This is a genomic window from Paenibacillus sp. FSL H8-0537 (genome assembly GCF_038051995.1).
In the GTDB taxonomy this organism is placed as follows: Bacteria; Bacillota; Bacilli; order Paenibacillales; family Paenibacillaceae; genus Pristimantibacillus.
The window spans coordinates 3,882,507-3,902,526 of the sequence record NZ_CP150290.1 but is presented as its reverse complement, the minus strand read 5'-3'; the positions used below and the strand labels follow the sequence as shown (position 1 = coordinate 3,902,526).

Annotated in this window: 19 protein-coding genes and 2 pseudogenes; 16 read left to right on the top strand and 5 right to left on the bottom strand. The window is 45.7% G+C overall.

Annotated elements, in window-relative coordinates; translation table 11 throughout:
• Nucleotides 1-58: 58 nt before the first annotated feature.
• Together MHB80_RS16390 and MHB80_RS16385 are read right to left on the bottom strand one after the other, a co-directional pair.
• Nucleotides 59-817, bottom strand: a complete 759-nt coding sequence (locus tag MHB80_RS16390) for a rhodanese-like domain-containing protein (protein ID WP_341277997.1) — start codon at nucleotides 815-817, stop codon at nucleotides 59-61.
• Nucleotides 818-830: 13 nt separating this feature from the next.
• Nucleotides 831-2,645 carry an alpha-galactosidase gene (locus MHB80_RS16385; protein ID WP_341277996.1) on the bottom strand — a complete coding sequence of 605 codons (1,815 nt, stop codon included), beginning with the start codon at nucleotides 2,643-2,645 and terminating at the stop codon, nucleotides 831-833.
• Nucleotides 2,646-2,769: 124 nt separating this feature from the next.
• Here MHB80_RS16385 and MHB80_RS16380 point away from each other — a divergent pair, with 124 nt between their 5' ends.
• The 12 genes and pseudogenes from MHB80_RS16380 (at nucleotide 2,770) to MHB80_RS16325 (ending at nucleotide 15,086) form a co-directional block, all read left to right on the top strand.
• The gene (locus tag MHB80_RS16380; RefSeq protein ID WP_341277995.1) at nucleotides 2,770-3,594 is read left to right on the top strand and encodes an AraC family transcriptional regulator; all 825 of its coding nucleotides are present in this window, start codon (nucleotides 2,770-2,772) and stop codon (nucleotides 3,592-3,594) included.
• A 238-nt stretch (nucleotides 3,595-3,832) separates the two neighbouring features.
• Nucleotides 3,833-3,985: pseudogene (locus MHB80_RS16375) on the top strand (hypothetical protein); the annotation flags it as partial.
• A gap of 585 nt (nucleotides 3,986-4,570) precedes the next feature.
• Nucleotides 4,571-4,900, top strand: a complete 330-nt coding sequence (locus tag MHB80_RS16370) for a hypothetical protein (RefSeq protein ID WP_341277994.1) — start codon at nucleotides 4,571-4,573, stop codon at nucleotides 4,898-4,900.
• 115 nt (nucleotides 4,901-5,015) lie between these two features.
• Nucleotides 5,016-5,239, top strand: a pseudogene (locus MHB80_RS16365) (transposase); the annotation flags it as partial.
• 200 nt (nucleotides 5,240-5,439) lie between these two features.
• Nucleotides 5,440-5,973, top strand: coding sequence for a hypothetical protein (locus MHB80_RS16360; RefSeq protein ID WP_341277993.1), 534 nt, complete (start codon nucleotides 5,440-5,442; stop codon nucleotides 5,971-5,973).
• A 703-nt stretch (nucleotides 5,974-6,676) separates the two neighbouring features.
• Entirely contained in the window at nucleotides 6,677-6,883 is a 207-nt protein-coding gene (locus MHB80_RS16355) for a hypothetical protein (RefSeq protein WP_341277992.1), read from the top strand.
• Nucleotides 6,884-7,006: 123 nt separating this feature from the next.
• Complete coding sequence (locus MHB80_RS16350; protein WP_341283000.1) at nucleotides 7,007-7,189, top strand: hypothetical protein; 183 nt, start codon at nucleotides 7,007-7,009, stop codon at nucleotides 7,187-7,189.
• Between the two features lie 604 nt (nucleotides 7,190-7,793).
• A complete protein-coding gene (locus MHB80_RS16345; RefSeq protein WP_341277991.1) occupies nucleotides 7,794-9,059 on the top strand; it encodes a family 1 glycosylhydrolase in 1,266 nt (421 codons plus the stop codon).
• 183 nt (nucleotides 9,060-9,242) lie between these two features.
• Nucleotides 9,243-10,109 carry a glycoside hydrolase family 3 N-terminal domain-containing protein gene (locus MHB80_RS16340; RefSeq protein WP_341277990.1) on the top strand — a complete coding sequence of 289 codons (867 nt, stop codon included), beginning with the start codon at nucleotides 9,243-9,245 and terminating at the stop codon, nucleotides 10,107-10,109.
• 68 nt (nucleotides 10,110-10,177) lie between these two features.
• Entirely contained in the window at nucleotides 10,178-12,631 is a 2,454-nt protein-coding gene (locus MHB80_RS16335) for a glycoside hydrolase family 2 TIM barrel-domain containing protein (protein ID WP_341277989.1), read from the top strand.
• A 631-nt stretch (nucleotides 12,632-13,262) separates the two neighbouring features.
• Nucleotides 13,263-14,411, top strand: coding sequence for an IS4 family transposase (locus tag MHB80_RS16330; RefSeq protein WP_341277988.1), 1,149 nt, complete (start codon nucleotides 13,263-13,265; stop codon nucleotides 14,409-14,411).
• Nucleotides 14,412-14,819: 408 nt separating this feature from the next.
• A complete protein-coding gene (locus tag MHB80_RS16325) occupies nucleotides 14,820-15,086 on the top strand; it encodes a DUF4303 domain-containing protein (protein WP_341277987.1) in 267 nt (88 codons plus the stop codon).
• A gap of 242 nt (nucleotides 15,087-15,328) precedes the next feature.
• Here the strand turns inward: MHB80_RS16325 and MHB80_RS16320 are convergent, their stop codons facing one another.
• The 3 genes from MHB80_RS16320 to MHB80_RS16310 are packed head-to-tail and all read right to left on the bottom strand — an operon-like array spanning nucleotide 15,329 to nucleotide 17,302.
• Nucleotides 15,329-15,538, bottom strand: a complete 210-nt coding sequence (locus tag MHB80_RS16320; RefSeq protein ID WP_341277986.1) for a hypothetical protein — start codon at nucleotides 15,536-15,538, stop codon at nucleotides 15,329-15,331.
• Between the two features lie 45 nt (nucleotides 15,539-15,583).
• On the bottom strand, nucleotides 15,584-16,375 hold the full coding sequence (locus MHB80_RS16315) for an aminoglycoside phosphotransferase family protein (protein ID WP_341277985.1): 792 nt from the start codon (nucleotides 16,373-16,375) through the stop codon (nucleotides 15,584-15,586).
• A gap of 57 nt (nucleotides 16,376-16,432) precedes the next feature.
• The gene (locus MHB80_RS16310) at nucleotides 16,433-17,302 is read right to left on the bottom strand and encodes a hypothetical protein (RefSeq protein WP_341277984.1); all 870 of its coding nucleotides are present in this window, start codon (nucleotides 17,300-17,302) and stop codon (nucleotides 16,433-16,435) included.
• A gap of 220 nt (nucleotides 17,303-17,522) precedes the next feature.
• On the opposite strand from MHB80_RS16310, the gene MHB80_RS16305 reads away from it, so the two are divergent.
• From MHB80_RS16305 to MHB80_RS16290, 4 genes are all read left to right on the top strand, one after another.
• On the top strand, nucleotides 17,523-17,966 hold the full coding sequence (locus MHB80_RS16305) for an SMI1/KNR4 family protein (RefSeq protein ID WP_341282999.1): 444 nt from the start codon (nucleotides 17,523-17,525) through the stop codon (nucleotides 17,964-17,966).
• Nucleotides 17,967-17,969: 3 nt separating this feature from the next.
• Complete coding sequence (locus tag MHB80_RS16300) at nucleotides 17,970-18,368, top strand: DUF4375 domain-containing protein (protein WP_341277983.1); 399 nt, start codon at nucleotides 17,970-17,972, stop codon at nucleotides 18,366-18,368.
• Nucleotides 18,369-18,383: 15 nt separating this feature from the next.
• Nucleotides 18,384-18,905 carry a hypothetical protein gene (locus MHB80_RS16295; RefSeq protein WP_341277982.1) on the top strand — a complete coding sequence of 174 codons (522 nt, stop codon included), beginning with the start codon at nucleotides 18,384-18,386 and terminating at the stop codon, nucleotides 18,903-18,905.
• Between the two features lie 98 nt (nucleotides 18,906-19,003).
• Nucleotides 19,004-19,873, top strand: a complete 870-nt coding sequence (locus MHB80_RS16290) for an AraC family transcriptional regulator (RefSeq protein ID WP_341277981.1) — start codon at nucleotides 19,004-19,006, stop codon at nucleotides 19,871-19,873.
• Nucleotides 19,874-20,020 lie beyond the last annotated feature (147 nt).

The window sequence follows — 20,020 nt, the reverse complement described above, 5'->3', positions numbered from 1 at the left end:
GCTATACTTTTATCCGAAATACCTCCGGCCGGAATGGCTCGGAGGTATTCCGGTTGAACTATATTAAACGATACGGATACTGCTCTATACCTGGAATCGTGTAGACTCTGCGATAGCCTGCATCTATAAGGACTTGTGCCGCTATAGAACACTTATATCCCCTTTGACAGTAAAGGATTAATGAAGTATCCTTTTGCGCGCATACCGAGAACGGGTTATTTGTTAGATCAAGTAACGGAATACAAATGCTTTCCCGAATATGCCCTGTTTGATAATCGTCATTAGTCCGCACATCTATTATCATTACAGTAGGATCATTTAACATCAGCTCCCATGCTTCATCGGGGGCTAGATGTTTACTTCGAAATACTCTGCCCTCAGTCTGAGGAATACGCTGCTCCCTATTAAGCATTCTTGCAACAACTTCTTTGGCTTCCGCATGAGTTAAGCTGCCAGCAACGTCGAATAGGTTAGGGTCACGCCCGGGCATTATACCTTTCACATACATCTGCGCGATATGCATGACGCAGGTATGGCAGGAATATAAGTCCCTAAGATTTTCTGCCGCCGACCATTCGTACTCATCTTTTTCTCCGAATTCTGTTAAAAGCACCTCATGAATGATTCTTGCAGCGGAGCGGCGCTCAATGGGTTTGCTTATGTTTGTTAGATCATAGTCCTCCATTACTCCCTTATGCAACGCGTAATCCATATACCCTGATGACCAACTGCCGCGCGTCGGCTCTATATGGCCTTTACTGCTTCTAATGACCATGGTCACAAACTGTTCAGTAGTAATATGATCTTCTGTTTCCATTTCTTTTCTCCTATTAAATGCGAGTAACTCTTAAGGTAATATTGTCATAGGCGTCAATGCCTGTAACAGAGAAGGTTCTTGAAGGGTTTGTTGTAACCGCACCTGTCCATAAATCCTTTAGGGAATAGCTTGCCGCATGTTTGAATTTTTCAGCATCAATCATTTTATTCCCAAGATAATCGATAATGCGGCTTACATCAACGGAATGCTCCGTCGTATCTCTTGAGTCGCTGAGATTGATAAAGGATATGGCAATATCTCCGTTCGCAAGAGGCTTTACCAGAATATCAACTCGGTTGTTATTGGCGATATAGGCTGTATCGGGATTGGCATTATCGATAGAGCAGTAAATTCTTTTGGCCTGGATACCGAGGGAATCCTGATTCAATGCGATGACCTCTTTGTTCGCAATAATTCTCCATAGCTCGTTACTCTTTGCAACCCGTCTTAAATCCATTCCAAGCATAATCGGAGAATTCATCATGCACCACATCGTCATATGCGTTTTACTCATGGTAGTTGTAATCCCGTTCATACCGATGACTAGCATATCGGGATCATTCCACCCCTTGTCAAGTCCAGCAAACTCATCCATAATAACCGCCTTACTATATTGCGAGGTTATACTTGCCGTATGGTTTGAACTCCATTCGGCGGAGCCCGGATTGCCATCGGAGCCGACACTGAAGGTTATATCATTAAGAATACGCCAGGAGTCTCCAACCTTATATCCCCAGTTTTGCGGCTGCGTTTTACCCCATTCACAGATTGAGAATACAATATCATGGTTAGGGTCAGCCATGTTCAAGCCCTCGAGCAAAACCGCATAGGAATTAAGGGTATTTTCCTGCCTTCTGTGGTTCATTAGACGTATGATGTTTTCTCCCTCATTCAAGAACACCTTTATTTCTTCCGAATTGGCAAAGTCAGTCGTACTTTCGATAAGAGGAAGCATTTGATCAAAATATCGAGTTTCATTCTCTGCGCTTCCTACTGCTAGCTGAAGCCAGCGTCCCGTGCCATCCTGTTCGCCGATTGCGTAATTTACGGTTATGGCGTATTTTCCGCCAGCCGGGGCGTTCACCGTAAACGCAAGCTCGCTCCAGCGGTCGCCCACAGGTGTTGTACCTACGTTTGTTCCGTCGAATGTACCGATATGGGTCACATAGTCGCCGCTATTTTTTGATGCACCCTGGCCTAGGAGCACACCGTCCTTAACCGCATTTAAAGTGATATTCAGTTCTTCGCCCGCAACCGTTATGCTTCTGATATTCGGGGCATAGGAATATTTGGCATTTGTTGAGTCTGAGAACGTGGCATTGTCCCAAAGGTAGTAGCAGTTATCAACCTTGATAAAGTCAACCCCCCAGTCTATATACGACCTCGTGTCGACATCCTCAAATCCGCAAGTGCCTACCGCAGAGCCTGCGCAAAGATGGGTGCCTATATCATTGTACATGCCGAATTTAAGTCCCTTGCCGCGGATGTAGTCGGATAACGCCTTAAAGCCGCTTGGAAATTTAATCGTTTCGTTTGAAAGCAATCCGTTGACGCGTTCGGACTTATAGCAGCCGTCATCGAGCACGACATACTTGTATCCCAGATCCGCAAGTCCCAAATCAACCATGGCGTCTGCCATTGCCTTCGTGAGCGCCTCGTTGTTCTTGCTGCCAAATGCATTCCAACTGTTCCAGCCCATGGCGGGGAGGCGTCCCTGCTTTTTATTCAGAAGCACCTTACCGTTCGAGAAAGCCGGAAACATATAGTCGTGATCCGTGATCTCGTCCGGCGCTGTCCTTGATGTAACTCTAGCCGTTACTTTGTCCATAAAAAATCCTCCTCGCAAGTCGCATTTTCATTGTTATGATAGGACAAATAAAGGTGTTGATAAATAGGTTTTTAACGAGTGATTATGGGGAAATGTGATATATTAATTGCGGGAGCTGATTTCAATGAAACTCTATTATGCGAAAAGCCCTTTAATCTCATCCGATGTTTATCCCATGCAATATGGTGAACAGCAGTGTGATCGCGGATATTCCTTTGGACCTGCAGTGCGAAACTTCTATCTCATCCATTACATTTACAGCGGGCAAGGCGAATTGCATATTAATAAAAAAGCTTATAAAGTACACGCAGGCCAGTTTTTCCTGATCTTTCCGAAACAAACGGCATATTATAAGGCGGATAACAATGATCCTTGGCTTTATCGCTGGATTGAGTTTGACGGCAGCTTCTCGGAGAAGATTATGTCTGTGACAGGCTTCTCACACGATAACCACGTTATAAATGATGATAACGGCGTCGGAATCGCGCTGAAGAATATAATAGATTTAGGCTGGACTGACTTTGAAACGATCATGAGCCATTTTTGGCCGTTTATCGCAGCGCTGACGAAGGGTAAATTATCGAAGAAAGATGAGAATACCGCAGAAACATATGTTTCTTATGCCAAAAACTATATTAGAAGCAATGTTCACAAACGGACATTCGTTTCTGAAATTGCACATTTTCTAAACATAGACCGCAGCCATCTGGCGCGTATCTTCAAAAGCATTTGCGGCATAAGCACACAGCAGTTTATCATTTCACTCAAAATGGATATGGCCTCACAATCACTCAAAAAAAACAGTATGACCATCAAAGAAGTAGCCAATAGTGTCGGATATGACAATCAGATGGAATTTTCGAAGCTGTTTAAAAAACACTTTAATATGACCCCCACACAGTGGAGAGAACAGGATTTCTTTCGACAGTCCATAAAAAACCATGAATAAAAGTAAGTATCCCGTCATGCTGAACGAGCTTTCGACCCAGCACGTTTATCTCGCTTGCGGCAGCACAGATTTCCGAAAATCAATATCGCTTAGTCAGCGGCAGGCACATCGCCATTTAGCAAATCATTCCTTACTTAAATCGCCATATGTCTCAGCAGGCATAGCATGTGCAAAGGTGAAATCTTACCCTATGGAAAATTGAACGGAATCTCCTAACCCCGAAGTACTCCAACAAAAAATTTTGAAGCAGGAACAGCAAATCGCCGAATTGTCTGCCAAGCTTAAATGGTACGAAGAGCAGTTCCGCCTGGCTCAGCAGAAGCGTTATAGTACTTCCAGCGAGGAGACGCATCCGGATCAAATGGACATGGAGCTGTTCAATGAGGCCGAAGTACTGACGGAGCGTCGAAACTTCGAGAATCGGCCTGCATGCTGCATTCGCATGTTCTTTAGAGGCCAGGTCGACTCCGGTGGTGGCCGCGATATTGTCACGCTTGAACATAAGCGAAAGGAGCTTGTCTCTGGCAACTTCCGCCAAGACGGTACCCGTCAGCTGAATCGGTACCATCGTGCCGGATCCGCCGCTGGCCGCGCAGAGGCTGTTCCAATTGGAATTGAAACATCAAAAAACATTTTCACTCAAGCTTGGCCATAATCACGTAAAAATGAATGCAGGCAATAGAAATAGTGCTGATGGGAGGTTAGACATTCTCCTATTACAATGAAAGAGAAACTTAGCTCTCTTAAAACTTAAACATGAGGGATTGGAGCTTATTGATGATGATCGCGATCAGGGGATTTCGTATGCTAGATTTCTTCCTGAAATAGCGCCGATTGTCATTGTTACAAACGGGATAGAAACTCGATGGCAGAGACCAAGATGAGCACAAACCAAGTCATCGAGAATTAAATAAGGCGATTGGATTGGTATCGCATGGTATCGGGAGTGGTTCATTTGTTTATCTGAGACGGATATTTGAAAACTTGTTTAGAAGAGGCTCACCAAGAAGCTAAACAAAAAGTTTCTTCGTGGGATGAACAACTGTATATAAAAGGGCGAGTGGTAGATAGAATTGAACTACTTTCAGATTTGCTTCCTCAATTCTTAGTCGAGAATAAAGCGATCTATTCAATCCTAAGCAAGGGAATGCATGAGTTAAGTGAGCAATCCTGTCTTGAAATGTTTCCAGTCTTGTTACTAAGTATAGAGTTAATACTTGATGAAAAAATAGAAATGCAACTGAAGCAACGTAAAATTAGTGGTGCAAGGAAATCAATATCCGCGCTGATGAATAAGTTAAAGTAGATTGGATTATTTTGTTAAGAAGCAAAGGTCATGTGTAATGAGCATAATGGCTGTTACTGATGTATTGCATCAGTAACAGAATTGTGCCTAGGATATTCACGTCCAATGCCGTTGTCGGCTCATAGCAGGTCTAATGCCGATCTACAAGGCGACCACAGAAGACGCTGCTCTCGGTGAGCTTGAACGATTCGAGGAACTCTGTGGTACGAAGTATTGTTCCTGGTGAAATAACGGGAAGGAACTGGCAACCTTCTTTAAATACCCACTGAGATTCAAAAGCTGATTTTCACAACCAACGTTATCGATGGTTACCACCGGCAACTACGCAAAGTCACGAAGTGGTCCTTCGGATGAAGTTGCCGGTGGAACGATTGGCAGTTTTGTTGGGGTAATAATCAGAATAGTTATTATGAAAGTCTTTCCATACTCAGAGGGGGGATTTTTTATAATCATTTATAATGTGGATTTATAAGGCGGGAGGTGGGATTTATCTGATAGTCATCATATACATAATAAAGTATTAAGGTGGTGTATTGCTTATGGCAAAAATAAGTAAGAAGAACCAACATTATCGGACAAAAGAGGAAATGGCAAATGATATTTATAACGTTCTACGGGTAGATACATTGTCACTGGCCGCCAAACATGCTGTGATTTTTCAAATCACATGGCATTGGACAGAGTTTTTCGGCAAGTATACAGGCTGTCCTTGCTGGTCAAAAAAGGCATTAGTAAATATAAATGTTCCTGAAAGTACAAAATCTAAACTGCTGAGACACGATCATGTTATTCCTAGAAAGACTATTTTGGATCATTTATTTAAGCATGGGGGCGGGATGAGTAGAAACGAGGTATATCACTTTTTAGATAAAAATTTAGTCGGCTGCATCCTACTAAAAGAAGAAGATTATGTAGTAAGTAAGCAGGGGAAACGACAAACCATGCCCGACGGGTGGGGGTTTGGAGATAATATCTGGGAGCGCTATATCTCAACTGATATCGAAGTGTTTAAAGTTGAATGGAAAGGAAGAAATGGTACAGTCCAGAAGGAAGTGAATTTCCGTCGAGACTAAGTTCTTATTAAATAATGCAGATGTTGGATAGATTTCTATTGCTTTTCATAGCCATCATTCCGGTCCCGTGTTTTTTATTTTCATCCTAACTCGGGTGGTTGAGAAAAAGATATCCGTTTAAATTTTGGTTCTACTAGAAGCTAAGGTCATCGCACAGATCAGGGGGGAATGCAGCAGGGAACATTTATCATGTTATTACCATTTATGGTTTAATTTAATTAAAAAAGAAGAATATAAAGGGGATATGAAACTTATTAGTTCATCAAAAATAGAATAATATAGAAAAACACAGGGGGTATTCAAAATTTGTTCGATTCTTTGTTTAAATCGTTATTAGATCCTGCTGTAGCCTTTAGTGGTTTTGCACTACTAATTATCTCAGGAATTCGTAAAATAAATCCGATTAGTCTACTTTCACAAGCTTCATTGGAAGAATAGAATTTCATGACTCGAGGAACAAGATGGTATAGAAAATTTTCACTGTCCTTCGACAGCATATGTCAGAGGACAAGAACGTATAGGGATTAGAAGCCGCATGAATTAAGGCTTTTTTATTTTAAAGATATAAGTTCTTGTCCAAACTCGAGGACAAGAACTTATATTTTTAGCCGATTTGGAGAACACATCATGCTTTCCAATAACCACTTATGATGAAGGTGTTGTCATTAAGCTATCTGGCAGTATTCCTATGGAGCGCCTGGTAATGATGGGTTTGTGGACAACACATCTAGGAGGCGCTCTTATTAAGAAGTTTAAGCAAACTGATGCACAAAATCAACGGATTGAACAGATTACCACCTCGCATCTTGTCATCGGGATCGACATGGCCAAAGAAACGCACGTTGCTCAGGAAATATCGATTAAAGTAGCTCATTATCGGCATGGAACCAACCGGTCACTACTGATTTAACTTAGCCAATTGGTTATCATATAAAGGCGTACATGTGGTCATGGTTAATCCGCCACGACCAAGAGAAATAAGGAAAACAGGGACAACAGCCCATCGAAGAATGACCCTAAGGATGCTCTTGTCATAGCAGACGGAGTGAGCCGAGGATTCAACTATGAGTACACACGTCGATCACTTGTGTTTCAACGAATAAAGACAATAATGAGTGATCGGGAGATCTGGGTGACTAATAGTGTACGGCTACAGAATCGGATAGTACGTTGGCTGGACATTCGGTTTCCCGAATATCCTTCTGTATTCTTGTAAACGATCATTGGCAACTCTTAAAACCTTTCCATGCCCACAGGATCTCGAGAACTATAGAGTACCGGATGTCATTGACGCCTGGAGAGTGCATATGCAGCGAACTGGGGGCTCAACAGGGCTTGAGAAGGCTGCACAACTTATCGCACTAGCGAAATGTAGTGTCGGAGAACAAGCCGCTGCATAAGAAGCAAAAGCAGATTTAAGACGGCTCATCGAAGAATTTGAGCGTGTAACTACGATGCTTGCTTGAACAGAGGTAACAGTAGCAGTAGCGGATGCGGTCGTATAAAAGATTGATATTGATCGAGCAGGCTTCCATCCGATCGTACTGCGAATAGGGGCATATTTGTAATCTGCCCAAGTAATTGAGAGACATAAACAATCTTTACCTCATCTAGATACATAGGATAGAGCCTCCCCCTTCATATAATGAGTAATATAAATGCAATCATAATCAAAATACTACAATTTGACCTATTGAAAAGTTTGTCGGAATAGGTAATCGAATCTGTCGCCTTGCGTATAACGTGAAAGCAATCCTCTACGTTAATATAGTTTCTATAAAGGTTTTTAATAGACTGCAAGAGAGGGGTTAATTATTATCATGACACGTGAATTTCCAAAGGAATTTTTATGGGGGGCATCAACTGCCGCTCATCAAGTAGAAGGAAACAACCTGAACTCTGATTACTGGTTAATGGAGAGTTTGGCAGGAAGTACGTTTGCCGAGCCATCTGGCAGCGCGGTTGACCATTACAATCTATACAGGGGCGATATTGGTCTTCTGGCGGGGCTCGGGTTAAATGCTTACCGGTTCTCTATCGAATGGGCTCGGATCGAACCGGAGGAAGGGCAATTCGATGAATCGGCCATTCGACATTACCAAGACGTACTGAAAGCTTGCAAAGAATACGGGGTCACCCCAATCGTAACGCTTTATCATTTCACGTCTCCGCAATGGCTTATTAGAGAGGGAGGATGGCATTCGGAAGAGACACCGGCTCGATTCGCCCGTTATTGCGAGTATGTCATGTCCAGACTGGGAGATGAGATCCCGTATGTCTGTACGATTAATGAAGCAAATATGCCCGTCGGAATCAAAAAAATCATGGAAAGGTATAAAGAAGCAGGGAAAGCGCAGGTCGGGATCAATACGGACATGTCTAATATACAATCCTATTATACCGAACTGGGAAAAGCCTTCGGCGTATCGCCGCTCGAAGTACACACCTTCTTGGCTCCTGCTACCGATCAGGGAATGGATATCATTTACCGCGCGCATACGGAGGCACGGACGGCAATTCGCAAGGTTAGCCCGAACACACAAATCGGAATTACGATGTCTTTGTTCGACGTCCAATCCGTTCCAGGCGGAGAGGAGCTCGCGGCGGAAGAATTGCATGAAGAATTCATTCAGTTCCTCCCCTATCTTGAACACGACGACTTCTTCGGGTTGCAAAACTATTCACGTTCGGTATATGGTCCCGATGGTCTTCTTCCTGTTCCTGAAGGGGCGGAAAAGACCCAAATGGGCTATGAATTTTATCCTCAAGGGTTGGAGGCTGTCATTCGTTACGCCTATGAGAGTTTGAAGAAGCCGATTGTTGTGACGGAGAATGGTGTCGGGACGGACGATGACGAGCGGCGGGTCGCTTTCATTGACCGTGCCCTGGAGGGGGTACATGCTTGTGTTTCCGACGGCATTCCCGTGCTAGGATATTTGCATTGGTCACTATTGGATAACTTTGAATGGCAGCTTGGGTTCTCAAAAACATTCGGCTTGATCGCCGTGGATCGCTCTACTCAACAGCGTTTTCCCAAGAAAAGCGCCTATCATTACGGAAGCATTGCAAGAAACCGAACAATCTAACTGTGCCCAAAACAAAAAAATGCGATGCAGCCTCCTGTATCCCTGCAAGTGTTATCCAAGCAAAATCCGGCATTCCCGAGCGGGAAGCATTCAGGATTCAAGGAAGGCGTTACAGAACTATCAACGAATGCTCAAAGAAAGAGCTACCCAGTACCGGACGAGGTTGAAGAGATCGTTCATGGAATGAGCGTGGAAGAACTAGCGCGATTGAGTGTGTGCGCTTCCCATGGCTGGGGGATGCATGAGAAGGGCGAAGCGGGTAGGGTTTACTTGATTGAACCTTATGAAATGCCTGAATATACCGTCGCCGACGGAAATAACGGTGTCAATATTGTGAAGCCGAATATCGGTATGCCTTGCAGCAATACGGTATGCGCAACCTTCAATCCACATTTGGCTTACGACATTGGCCGGGTCATCGCGGAAGAGGCCAAAGAGAACAATATTCATATGATTCTGGCTCCCGGAATGAACATCCACCGGAACCCGCTCAACGGCAGACATCCTGAATATTTCAGTGAAGATCCTTACTTGACAGGCATTATGGCGGGGAATCAAAGCAAGGGGCTTGAGGAGAATGGCGTTTCCAGTTGCTTAAAGCATACCGTAGCCAATAATTGTGAGTCTGCAAGAAAACGGAACAATAGCATCATAACAGAACGCGCGCTTCGCGAGATTTACCTGAAGGCGTTCGAAGTAGCGATCCGCGTGCACAAACCGGATGCAATCATGACTGGATATAATGCGGTGAACGGGGTATTCGCGGCCGAGGACGAGGAAATGATTCAGGGGATTTTCCGCCGGGAGTTCGGCTTCGAAGGATTCGTTATGACCGATTGGAATTCATACGATACGGCAGATGTAGTTGCGGCCATTCAAGCAGGAAATGGCTGGATGACTCCTGGTACTACGGATAACACGTTCGTTACACCGATCATAAACGGAGTTCGCGAAGGGAAAATCGACCTGAAGCGACTGCGTCATAACGTTAGCTCGATGCTGAGGGTCGTCGAGAAACGTACGGGACGCAAAATTGTGAAGAAGCAATAGCAGTCACGCTTAGACAACGAGACCCAAATGGGGTCTCTAATCCTATGATGAGAAAGAGGATGCTAAAAATGATTCGAGTTTCTTTTAACGATAACTGGACAGTAGGCAAAAAAAGCGGCTTTTTTTCTGAAATGACGAGTACACCGGTGCAGCCGAAGCCTGTTACTTTGCCGCATGACGAGATGATCGTAAGAAAACGTCAGAAGCCTGAGGATGGAAGCGATGCCGGTAAACATCTAAACGCCGTTGGCTATTTTCCTGAAGGTGAATACGACTACAAAAAGACATTTTTTGTCCCTGCTGAATACAAGGAAAAAAGAGTAACGTTCGAGTTTGAGGGCGTATATGCTAATGCGATGGTGTATATCAACGGCGATTTTGCGGGACAGTGTCCGAACGGCTATACGAATTTTTACATTAAAGCGGACCGATTCCTTAAATACGGCGAAGACAATGAAATCAAAGTCGTGGCGATGAATTATAAAGACTCCCGCTGGTACACAGGTGCCGGTATTTATCGCAATACGAAGCTTATCGTCGGAGAATTGGTCCATATCGCCCTTGATGGCGTGAAGGTATCCACTCCGGATATTACTAGCGATCGTGCAGTAGTTGCCGTAGCAAACGTCATCGAGAACGAAGGGATTCACACCCGCACAGTGAACGTGCAGACGGAAATCGTGGATGCAGGCGGGAAAGTCGTGGCCAGCGATGTCGCGACCATAACCCTATTCGCAGGGGAAAGCGCTACGCTTCGCCAACGTGTCTATGTCAGATCGCCCAAGCTGTGGAGCGTGGAGCAGCCGAATTTATATAGCTGCAGGACTCGTCTTGTGGCCGATGAGGAACAGATCGACGAGGAGATGAATACATTCGGCATTCGTTCGTTATCCATTGATCCAGACAAAGGACTTAGCATCAACGGGGAGGTCGTGAAGTTGCGCGGCGCTTGCATTCATCATGACAATGGCGTGATCGGGTCCGCAACGATTGATCGGGCTGAAGAGCGCCGCGTCGAAATTTTAAAAGAAGCGGGTTTCAATGCCCTGAGAAGTGCGCATAATCCGATAAGCAAAGCCATGCTGGACGCCTGCGACCGCCTCGGAATGCTGGTCATGGACGAGAGCTATGATATGTGGACTTCAACCAAGTCCGATTACGATTATGCGCTTCATTTTCCACTCTGGTGGGAGAAAGACATCGAAGCGATGGTCAACAAAAACTACAATCATCCATCCGTTATCATGTATTCAATCGGCAATGAAATCCCGGAAACAGGACGTGCCATCGATTCCGTGTGGGGGAGGAAGCTGGCGGAGATGGTTCGTTCCCTAGACAATACCCGCTTTGTAACGAATTCCATTAACTTTATGGTTTCCATTATGGACGAATTCAAGAAAATGAGGCAAAGTGGCGGCGACTCTGAGGACAACAGTGATGGCATCAATACAATGATGAACAATATGAAAGATATTATGGCCGCGATCACCGCGAGTGACTTAGCTACGGCAAAAACGACAGAGTCGTTTGCGTATGCGGACATTGCTGCCTATAACTATGGGGATTCCCGCTATTTAAAGGATAAGGAGCTTTTCCCGAACCGGGTGATCGTTGGCGGAGAGACGTATGCATCGAGCATCGATAAGAATTGGAAGTTGGTGAAGGAGAACAGCCACATTATAGGTGACTTTACCTGGACAGGCTGGGATTATCTCGGAGAATCGGGAATCGGAAAAGTCACTTATGACCAAAGTGAATTGGCGGGCGGTGTCTTTGGCGCTTATCCTTGGCTAACGGCTATGGTAGGAGATATCGATATTACCGGTTACCGTCGGCCGTTTTCCTATTATCGCGAAATCGTGTTCGGACTTCGTAAGGACCCGTACATTGCGGTGCTGCGGCCGGAGTATTATGACAAACAGGCGATTTCGTCGATGTGGGGCTGGAGTGATTCCGTCTCTAGTTGGTCATGGAACGGCTATGAGGGTAAGCCAATCAAGGTGGAAGTATATGCCGACGCAGAGGAGGTTGCGCTCCTAGTGAACGGCAAATCGGTAGGGAGAGCCGCCGTGGGCGAGGAGCAACGCTTCAAAGCGGAGTTCGACACGGTATACGAATCTGGCGAAATCGTAGCGGTAGCCTACGCAAAGGGAGAAGAAATCGGACGAATGACGCTTCGTTCGGCGACCGGCGCCATCACTTTGAAAATTGAGGCGGATCGCACTGAAATTGCTGCTTCTGATAGCGACCTTTCGTTCGTAACGATCTCCCTAACTGACGGGGCACGAAATTTATACAACACAGCCGACCGCAAAGTAGCGGTACAGTTAGAAGGACCAGGTGTGCTGCAAGGCTTCGGCAGCGCCAATCCGAAGCCCGAGGAAAACTTCTTCGATACCAAACGCACAACGTTCGACGGCAGAGCGTTAGCGGTCATACGTCCAACGGGCGCAGGCCTCATCACGGTTACGGTAACGGCGGAAGACTGCGCTTCACAATCAACGCAAATTCATGCCATATAAAACGAACGAGCGTCAGGGACATGGACACTTCCCTGGGTCTGAGGAACACGTGCTTCATAAAAGATGAAATAAATTATAGCCGTTACGGATCAGGACTTAATAGTAACAGCTATTCCAAAGTAAGATCAGATTTCAGTTTGTTGATTTTCCGACAGCCTTTTTAATGTGCGCCCAGCATGGACGCTACCTCTAGTGTTCAAGTCCCGAATGGTGAAGACAGTAGTAGCCATAGCTTAAGGCAAGAGTGCTTTCATAAAGTCGTAATGGAACCGCATTAAAACTTCACATTCATTTCCCATTTGCAGTTTAGACTGTCGAGGACGGCATATCTCACGAAGCGAAGGTTCCTCTATTCCAGTTCCATATCTAATTCGTCAAGGACGATGTTCGATAATAATGGACTCAGTGGACCTCCTTGCAAGAAAACAAAACTTAATCAGCCGCTGCCAAATTATTAGGCAGCGGCTGATTTTTATTTCGGAAATTATGGAAATGAAGTCACTAGCGTTGCATAAATGTTCTCTGAATTTTCAATGTTTTCTGTAATTACTGTACCTAGACATAAAAAAGATCCTTTACAATGGAATGGCAGGTAGTTCCTGTCCATAATCCACTAAAAAGGACCAATCGCATGGATAAGGATACCCTATTTTCTTCATTTGGTAAATGGATTTCACCTATTATTACGAAATCGTTCAAAGATTCCATCGCTGAAAGCGGCCAAGACAAGTATGTCAAAAAGCTGACGACAATCGCTTACTGCAAGCTTTTCCTGCATGCTCAGTTGCAAAACCGCGAAAGTCTACGGGACATTGCTGATGATGTCAGTAACCTTGAATTCCAGCGGGAACTTGGATTCTCATCGATCTCCGCAACTCAACTTTGTCGCAAACATAACCAAGTCGATCCCGGCCTACTTCAGCACGTATTCGAGCAGTTGGCTGCGAAAGTCTTGTCGCACCGTACTTCTCCAGATAAACGGACCGCGATGAAAGTGATCGACTCGACCACCGTTTCACTGTGTCTACAGCAATTCAAGTGGGCAAGCTTCCGGAAGACCAAAGCCGGTATTAAGCTTCATTTACGTTTAGCTTTTGTTGATGTAGACGATGTTGTACCAGAACGAGCCACAATTACGGAAGCCAAGAAAAATGATCGTACACAGATGGATTCGCTCATAAATGAGGAAGGCATGACATACGTCTTTGACCGTGGATATGTGGACTACGAAGCTTTTGACTCTTATTCTAAACGCGGCATTCACTTCGTTACTCGCCTTAAGATCAATGCGGTTATTGAACCATTAGAGAGCTTTGAAATCCCAACAGGCAGTAAGGTAACCATGGACGAGAAGGTACGTATAGGCTCTGCTCAAAAGCGTACCAACCACGTATTTCGCATGGTTGAAACAGCAGACTCCGAAGGAAACCTGCTCATTCTCGTGACGAATCGTTTTGATCTGACGTGTGATGAAATCTCAGATATGTACCGTAGTCGCTGGGCAATCGAGACGTTTTTCAAGTGGATGAAACAACATCTGCGACTCAAGCATTTCTATGGAACAAGCGAGGAAGCCGTTCGAAACCAAGTGTGGATCGCACTCATTGCCTTTTGTTTGCTTGCGCTAACGAAGCGAGAAGTCGAAGTCACACACTCGTTGTTGCAACTAAGCCGCTGGCTCAAAGCACTGTTGTGGAAACCTTATGGACAATGGTTGAATCGTATGAAACGACCACCCAGCCGAAAGTCGGTCGGAAGAAGACGTAAGGATTCCTCGTAAGAACGAAAGCGAAGAGTAGACAGACGATACCCAGTCTAACATACATAAATTACCAAGTGGATAGAAATACCTTTAAGGGCAGTTCTATCTTTTGATTTTTAAACAGCGATATTAATTTCTGAATTTTCTAACTAAATGTATCTGAACGTTTATGCAACACTAGTGAGAGGAATTAGAATGCTCAGAAAATATCGTTATCTTAGTAATGATGTAACTTATAGTCTACAAGTTCTATTTATAATGGGGTAGGGAAAAGTCCTTGTTTTAAGTATGATAGCGTAGCAAATTTATTTTTAAGGATGTTGGGTTGGTCAGTTCCCCCACAGACTGGATTTGATCGTGCCGGATAGTGACGAACGTTCTTAAATAATCTGAACTGATTGACTATTGGGAAGGAGGGCCATTGCCATGAAAGCTATGCAAGAAATAGAGATGCTGGCGATAGAGATCGCCGATGCCGACATAACGTCTTTTCAGACTCTTTTTGAAAATGGCGTACGTTACTATAACCCTACGCTATATACTACTGGCGAAGGACATGCGCCAATCATTTCCGTCTGGTCGTGGGAAGCTCCGGAGACGGAATCGTCCAGGCAAGGAGACGAAGTGGCACATCGGGATCGACGATTGCGGAACTCATCAAATGGTCCTATGCCATTTATCTCTATTGATTAGCGATACATCGATACAGCTGTTTCCACCGCCCGTGCCCTGCAATAAAATAGCCTCATGCTCCAGCTGCTCTCAAGTTGCATAATTCGCCAACGAACGCAAAATCCGCTCCGCGGCATTCGCATACAAGCTTTTCTCGCCGGGTTCCACAAGCTCTGCCAGTTCCAACATAAGCCCTCCACGATGACAAAATATAACCATTTGTATTCGGTTACATAATAATGGCCTTATACAGAGGAAGGACTCTAGAATTCGGAGCCTCTTTTTTTTTTTGCGAAGTGCTGTCCACTATCAAAACCGTATTTGGCGAGATACTGCGGATACGAATGAAGATGCATAGCCCTTGTCGTGCGCTGAGCTTCCTCCCGATGTTCTGGAACCTTCTCAGCCTCTACATAATCAGCCAGCACGTCGATGACGTCATCAAGCAGCTTCGCCCGAAAATATAGCTCCAACCGTTCGAGGGCCGCAGTCCCCGCTTCTGCCCGAACTTTATCTCTTCATACCGACCACGACGGATCCTTCGTTAATGGCCAAAGCAGTACCGAGTAGTCCATCGCCGCATCGCCCTGGCCAGTTAGGTCGTCCCAGTCGATTATCCGGAAGCCGTAATTGTCGCATGTTAATACGTTGTTGCTGTTCAGATCGTTATGAACAACATCGCTCGCAGGGTGTAGAAATGCTGGGGTGTGCCGAACGATATCCCGCAGCCTCTGAACCTCTTCCCCAAACCACAAAATCGTCTCGTCCGATACAAAATCACGGAGCAGCTCGCGCGAATTTCGGATTTCTTCGAGATCCTCCGTAAACCGGGTAATATACTCGTCCTCGAACGCCTCCGCATAATTGCGAGTCTCAGCCTTAGGCAGCATTCCGCGAAGACGTTCGTCGCGATGGAGCTTAGCGACGGTCTCTATGACCCCCGTTAGCGTAACCTCAGGATTCCGTGTTTCCATAAGCGGGATCGCTTTCTCGATAAATTCAAAAACGAGTCCGTAGGGATATCCCGGCACGAATTCGTACTCAATTGCATGGACCAGCCTGGGCGCGGTGTAGTTCTCGGCAAGATAATCACTGACGCCCGCCCATTGCCGCAGACGCGCAGCCTTGCTAGGTGGGGCCAGCTTGACATGAAGCTGAGTGTGGCCGTCCGTAAGCCGGACAGACAAGTTGCCGAAGCCTCCAGGGTTATAAATATATGACGCATGGATATGATTTGGCTCTAAACCAAGGGCATCGGCGTTCACTGACGCCCATTCCGCAATTATTTTTTCAACCATTTGTACCTGCATAGCTACACCCTGCTTTCGCGGCATATTTTGGTCAATTCCGAATAGTTTTGCATATGATTAGCCTGAAATATATTCCCCGAACAGCTGCCGCGCTTTATCCCAGTCTACGCCTAGCTCGCCCTTCCAGCCTGCCCATGGCATCTCCATATCGGAGCGTCCTTTCGTATTGCTTAGCTGAAGCTCGCCGTTCAAAATGTCCTCCATATTCGTCCAAGAATCAGGAGTGAGGGGGAGAACCGTATTGGGCAGTACCCCTACCGATGCTAGGGATTTCAGAATGCTGCGGCGCATGCCAGGTGTTCCTTTCAGAAGCTTCGCTGCGGTAAGGCGCTTCTCCAATTTGCCGGGCGTTTCATCGTCCTGGGCTTCATCAATGAAGTGCAGAAGCTGGGTGAACTTTTGAATATCCTCAGCCGTTGGAACAATGGGGCCATGCTCAGTCAACTCAGCTAGCTCGGTCAAATGGGCGTATGCGCCCACTGTCGAATCATAAGCATTGCCCAAATGAATGGCGTACCGAATATACGTTAGATGCTCGTACTGGTCTTTGCTGAATCCGCAATATTTGCAGCATACGAAACGCTCCGCCTGCTCATACGGATGCTCCTGCATATAAATCATCTGTTTATAGTTCATTAAAGAAGAGATACCTGCTGGAAAGCTGCCGCCGACGCCGGCAATGAATACGCCAGTAATGCTGCCCCATGAAAATGCTTCAATGGATTGAAGCGAAATGAGCTTGCGGTTCAGCTCGTCATGGGTAAGCAGCTCGATTTTATTAGCTTCCCACTTATAATGCTCAAGCAGTTCACGCTCACTTGGCTCCAAAATATCCGTGTTATATAAACTGATGCTGCGATCTGGATCGTAGTGGGAATTGGCATACTTATACAGCTTTTTGAGCGCTTTCATCCGTTTTTTATCCATTATGTAGACTCCTTGTCTAGTATAAATGATGTAGAATGCCCTTCAAACCTAAGCTTAATAGCAACGCATGGAAAAAGGCAAATCGGGGAGGAAGAATTGGTGGAATACGCTAATAGGATGGTACAATAGGAAGCAAGAGCATGGTGAGCAGGAAGCAGGAATAGTAGAAGCTAAAATGAAACAGAAGCTGGTTATTATCGGCAAGGAGGGCATGGATAATATGAAAGAAGAGCTTATGGAACGACTAAAGGCGTTCCTTTATCGGGAGGATAATCTTTCTTTAGTCGGCATTGCTGCCAGCCAAGAAGAAATCGCAATGGCACAGGAGCGGCTGAATGTAAGCTTTCATGCGGACTATGTTCATTTTATTCAGAAATTTGGCGGTGCGTATGCGGGTCTGGCTGTTCATGCGTTCTCGAATGGCTCCAGCATTGGAAAAGAAACGGTTGTTGATTTGACGCTGGAGTTTCGAGAGCAGTTTGAAGGAAGTTTACTTGCCGAGCTTTTGGAGAGCAGCTATGTGATATCAATGGATGGCTCCGGCGATCCTATTATCATTAATCCGGCTGGGCAGGTTCTCATCTGCTATCACGATAATGGGGAAATGAAGCCACTGGCAGACTCATTTGAGGCGCTGATTGAGGATTGTTTTTTGGAGTGGTGAGTGATGACGGACAAGAAAAATCAGGCTGGCGGAGATTGGGGCTCCCTAACGGAGGCTGAGCAGGAAGTCGCGGCTTTATGGCTGCTGGAAGCCGATATGTATAACGGCGGATTTTTGCAGTTTTTTTGCAACTGGGGATATGAAGCTTATTTGCACGCCGTTCGTGCTTTAAACACAATTGCAGCGCCAAAAGCGCTGGATATTCTCACAGGCTGCTATGCGGTGATTGATGCCTATAAGGATGATCCGCGATTGGAAGCGCTTTGGGACATCCCGAAGGTGCTGACGGAGGAAGAGAGCGATGCGCTCGAAGAGCAGGATGAGCAGTTTTGGGCGGATGAGGATAAGCTGTCCGAGAAGGCTTATGCGCATTATCATCTTTTGTTGCAGTTGAAGCCTTAATCATGGAGGAAATAGATGGGGACGGATATTCATTGTTTTGTAGAGCAAAAAATGTATCGGTATGCGGGCTTAGATGATACAGAAACATGGATTTCAATTGATAAATGGACTAGAAGCCGCTGGGCCATTCTGTATCCAGAACGTAACGAAGAGGCGCCTTGGGTAGTCGAGAGGGAGGATATGATTTTTAAAGATAGGAATTATGATCTCTTCGCCATTCTCGCCAATATTCGGAACCCTGACCAAATGCCTTTTATTAGTGAGCCGCGCGGATTGCCTGACGATGTTAGTCCTGAAATTCGGCTTCAAATGAAATATGGTGAGTATCACAGTACTACTTGGTTTACCGCCAAAGAAATCTTAGAATACGATTGGAACCAAGTGTTTGAATTCGAAGACGAAACGATGGACGGAAAAGTTTATATGGATACCGTAAATTATATGGAATGCAGCCGTGCTTTCTTGGATGTCGTCAACCGTTTGGTTGGAAGGAGAGAACCATCAGAGCTACGTCTGATTATTACGTTTGATTGTTAAAAAACCTTAAACGAACCCGTCAATTTGGTGCATGAACTGTCGGACTCCTTCGGGGCGAATTTGATACTCTACAAGTGTGGAAGGGAGGGCAACTAAAGATGCTTGAGCACATGAACCGTGCATTGGCCTATATTGAAGAACATTTGACGGAGGAGATTGATTTTAAAGAGGCGGCAAGGCGGGCGTTATGCTCGGAATATCATTTTAAGCGAATGTTCTCATTCCTTGCTGGGCTTACGATGTCGGAGTACATTCGCCGCCGGCGTCTAACGCTGGCTGCCTTTGAGCTGCAGCAAAGCCAGGTTAAAGTCATCGACGTTGCGATGAAATATGGCTATCAATCACCGGACGCATTTACGAAGGCGTTTCAGCTTTATCATGGGGTTACGCCATCCGAAGCAAGAAGCAGCGGACCATCGTTAAAGGTTTGCCCTCGCATGACCTTCCAGTTAATCGTTAAAGGAGGAGTCGAAATGAATTATCGCATCGAGGAAAAAGCGGGTTTTCGCATCGTCGGCATTCACAAGCGGGTGCCCATCCAGTTTAACGGGGTTAACCCGGAAATCGCGGCAATGTGGCAAAGCTTGGACGAGCAAAAGATAACAGCGCTCAAGCAGCTATCCAATAGCGAGCCTTATGGCATGATTAGCGGCTCGGCGAATTTCTCGGAAGGCCGGATGGAGGAGAAGGGCGAGCTGGACCATTATATTGGCGTGGCCACAACGCTCGCGTGTCCGGAGCCATTTTCACAATTGGAGGTTGCAGCATCTTCCTGGGCCGCATTTGAAGCAGTCGGGCCATTCCCGGGTACGCTTCAAGAAATTTGGGGCCGCATTTATTCGGAGTGGTTCCCGTCTTCCAGCTATGAGCAAGTGGAGGGGCCGGAGCTTTTGTGGAATGAGAACAAGGACGTCACGTCCGCAGCGTTTAGAAGTGAAATATGGATACCGGTCAGAAAGCGGATGTAAGACAGTAGCGATTGATGCAGCGTATAAGAAAGGGAAGCCGGAAGGAAGCGGGCTTCCCTTTTTGCATTCGTTGAGATTGCTGAATCAAGGTTATGGGCAACGCTCCAGGCAGCAGCTATGATTCCCACTATTTTCATTTTTAGCAGC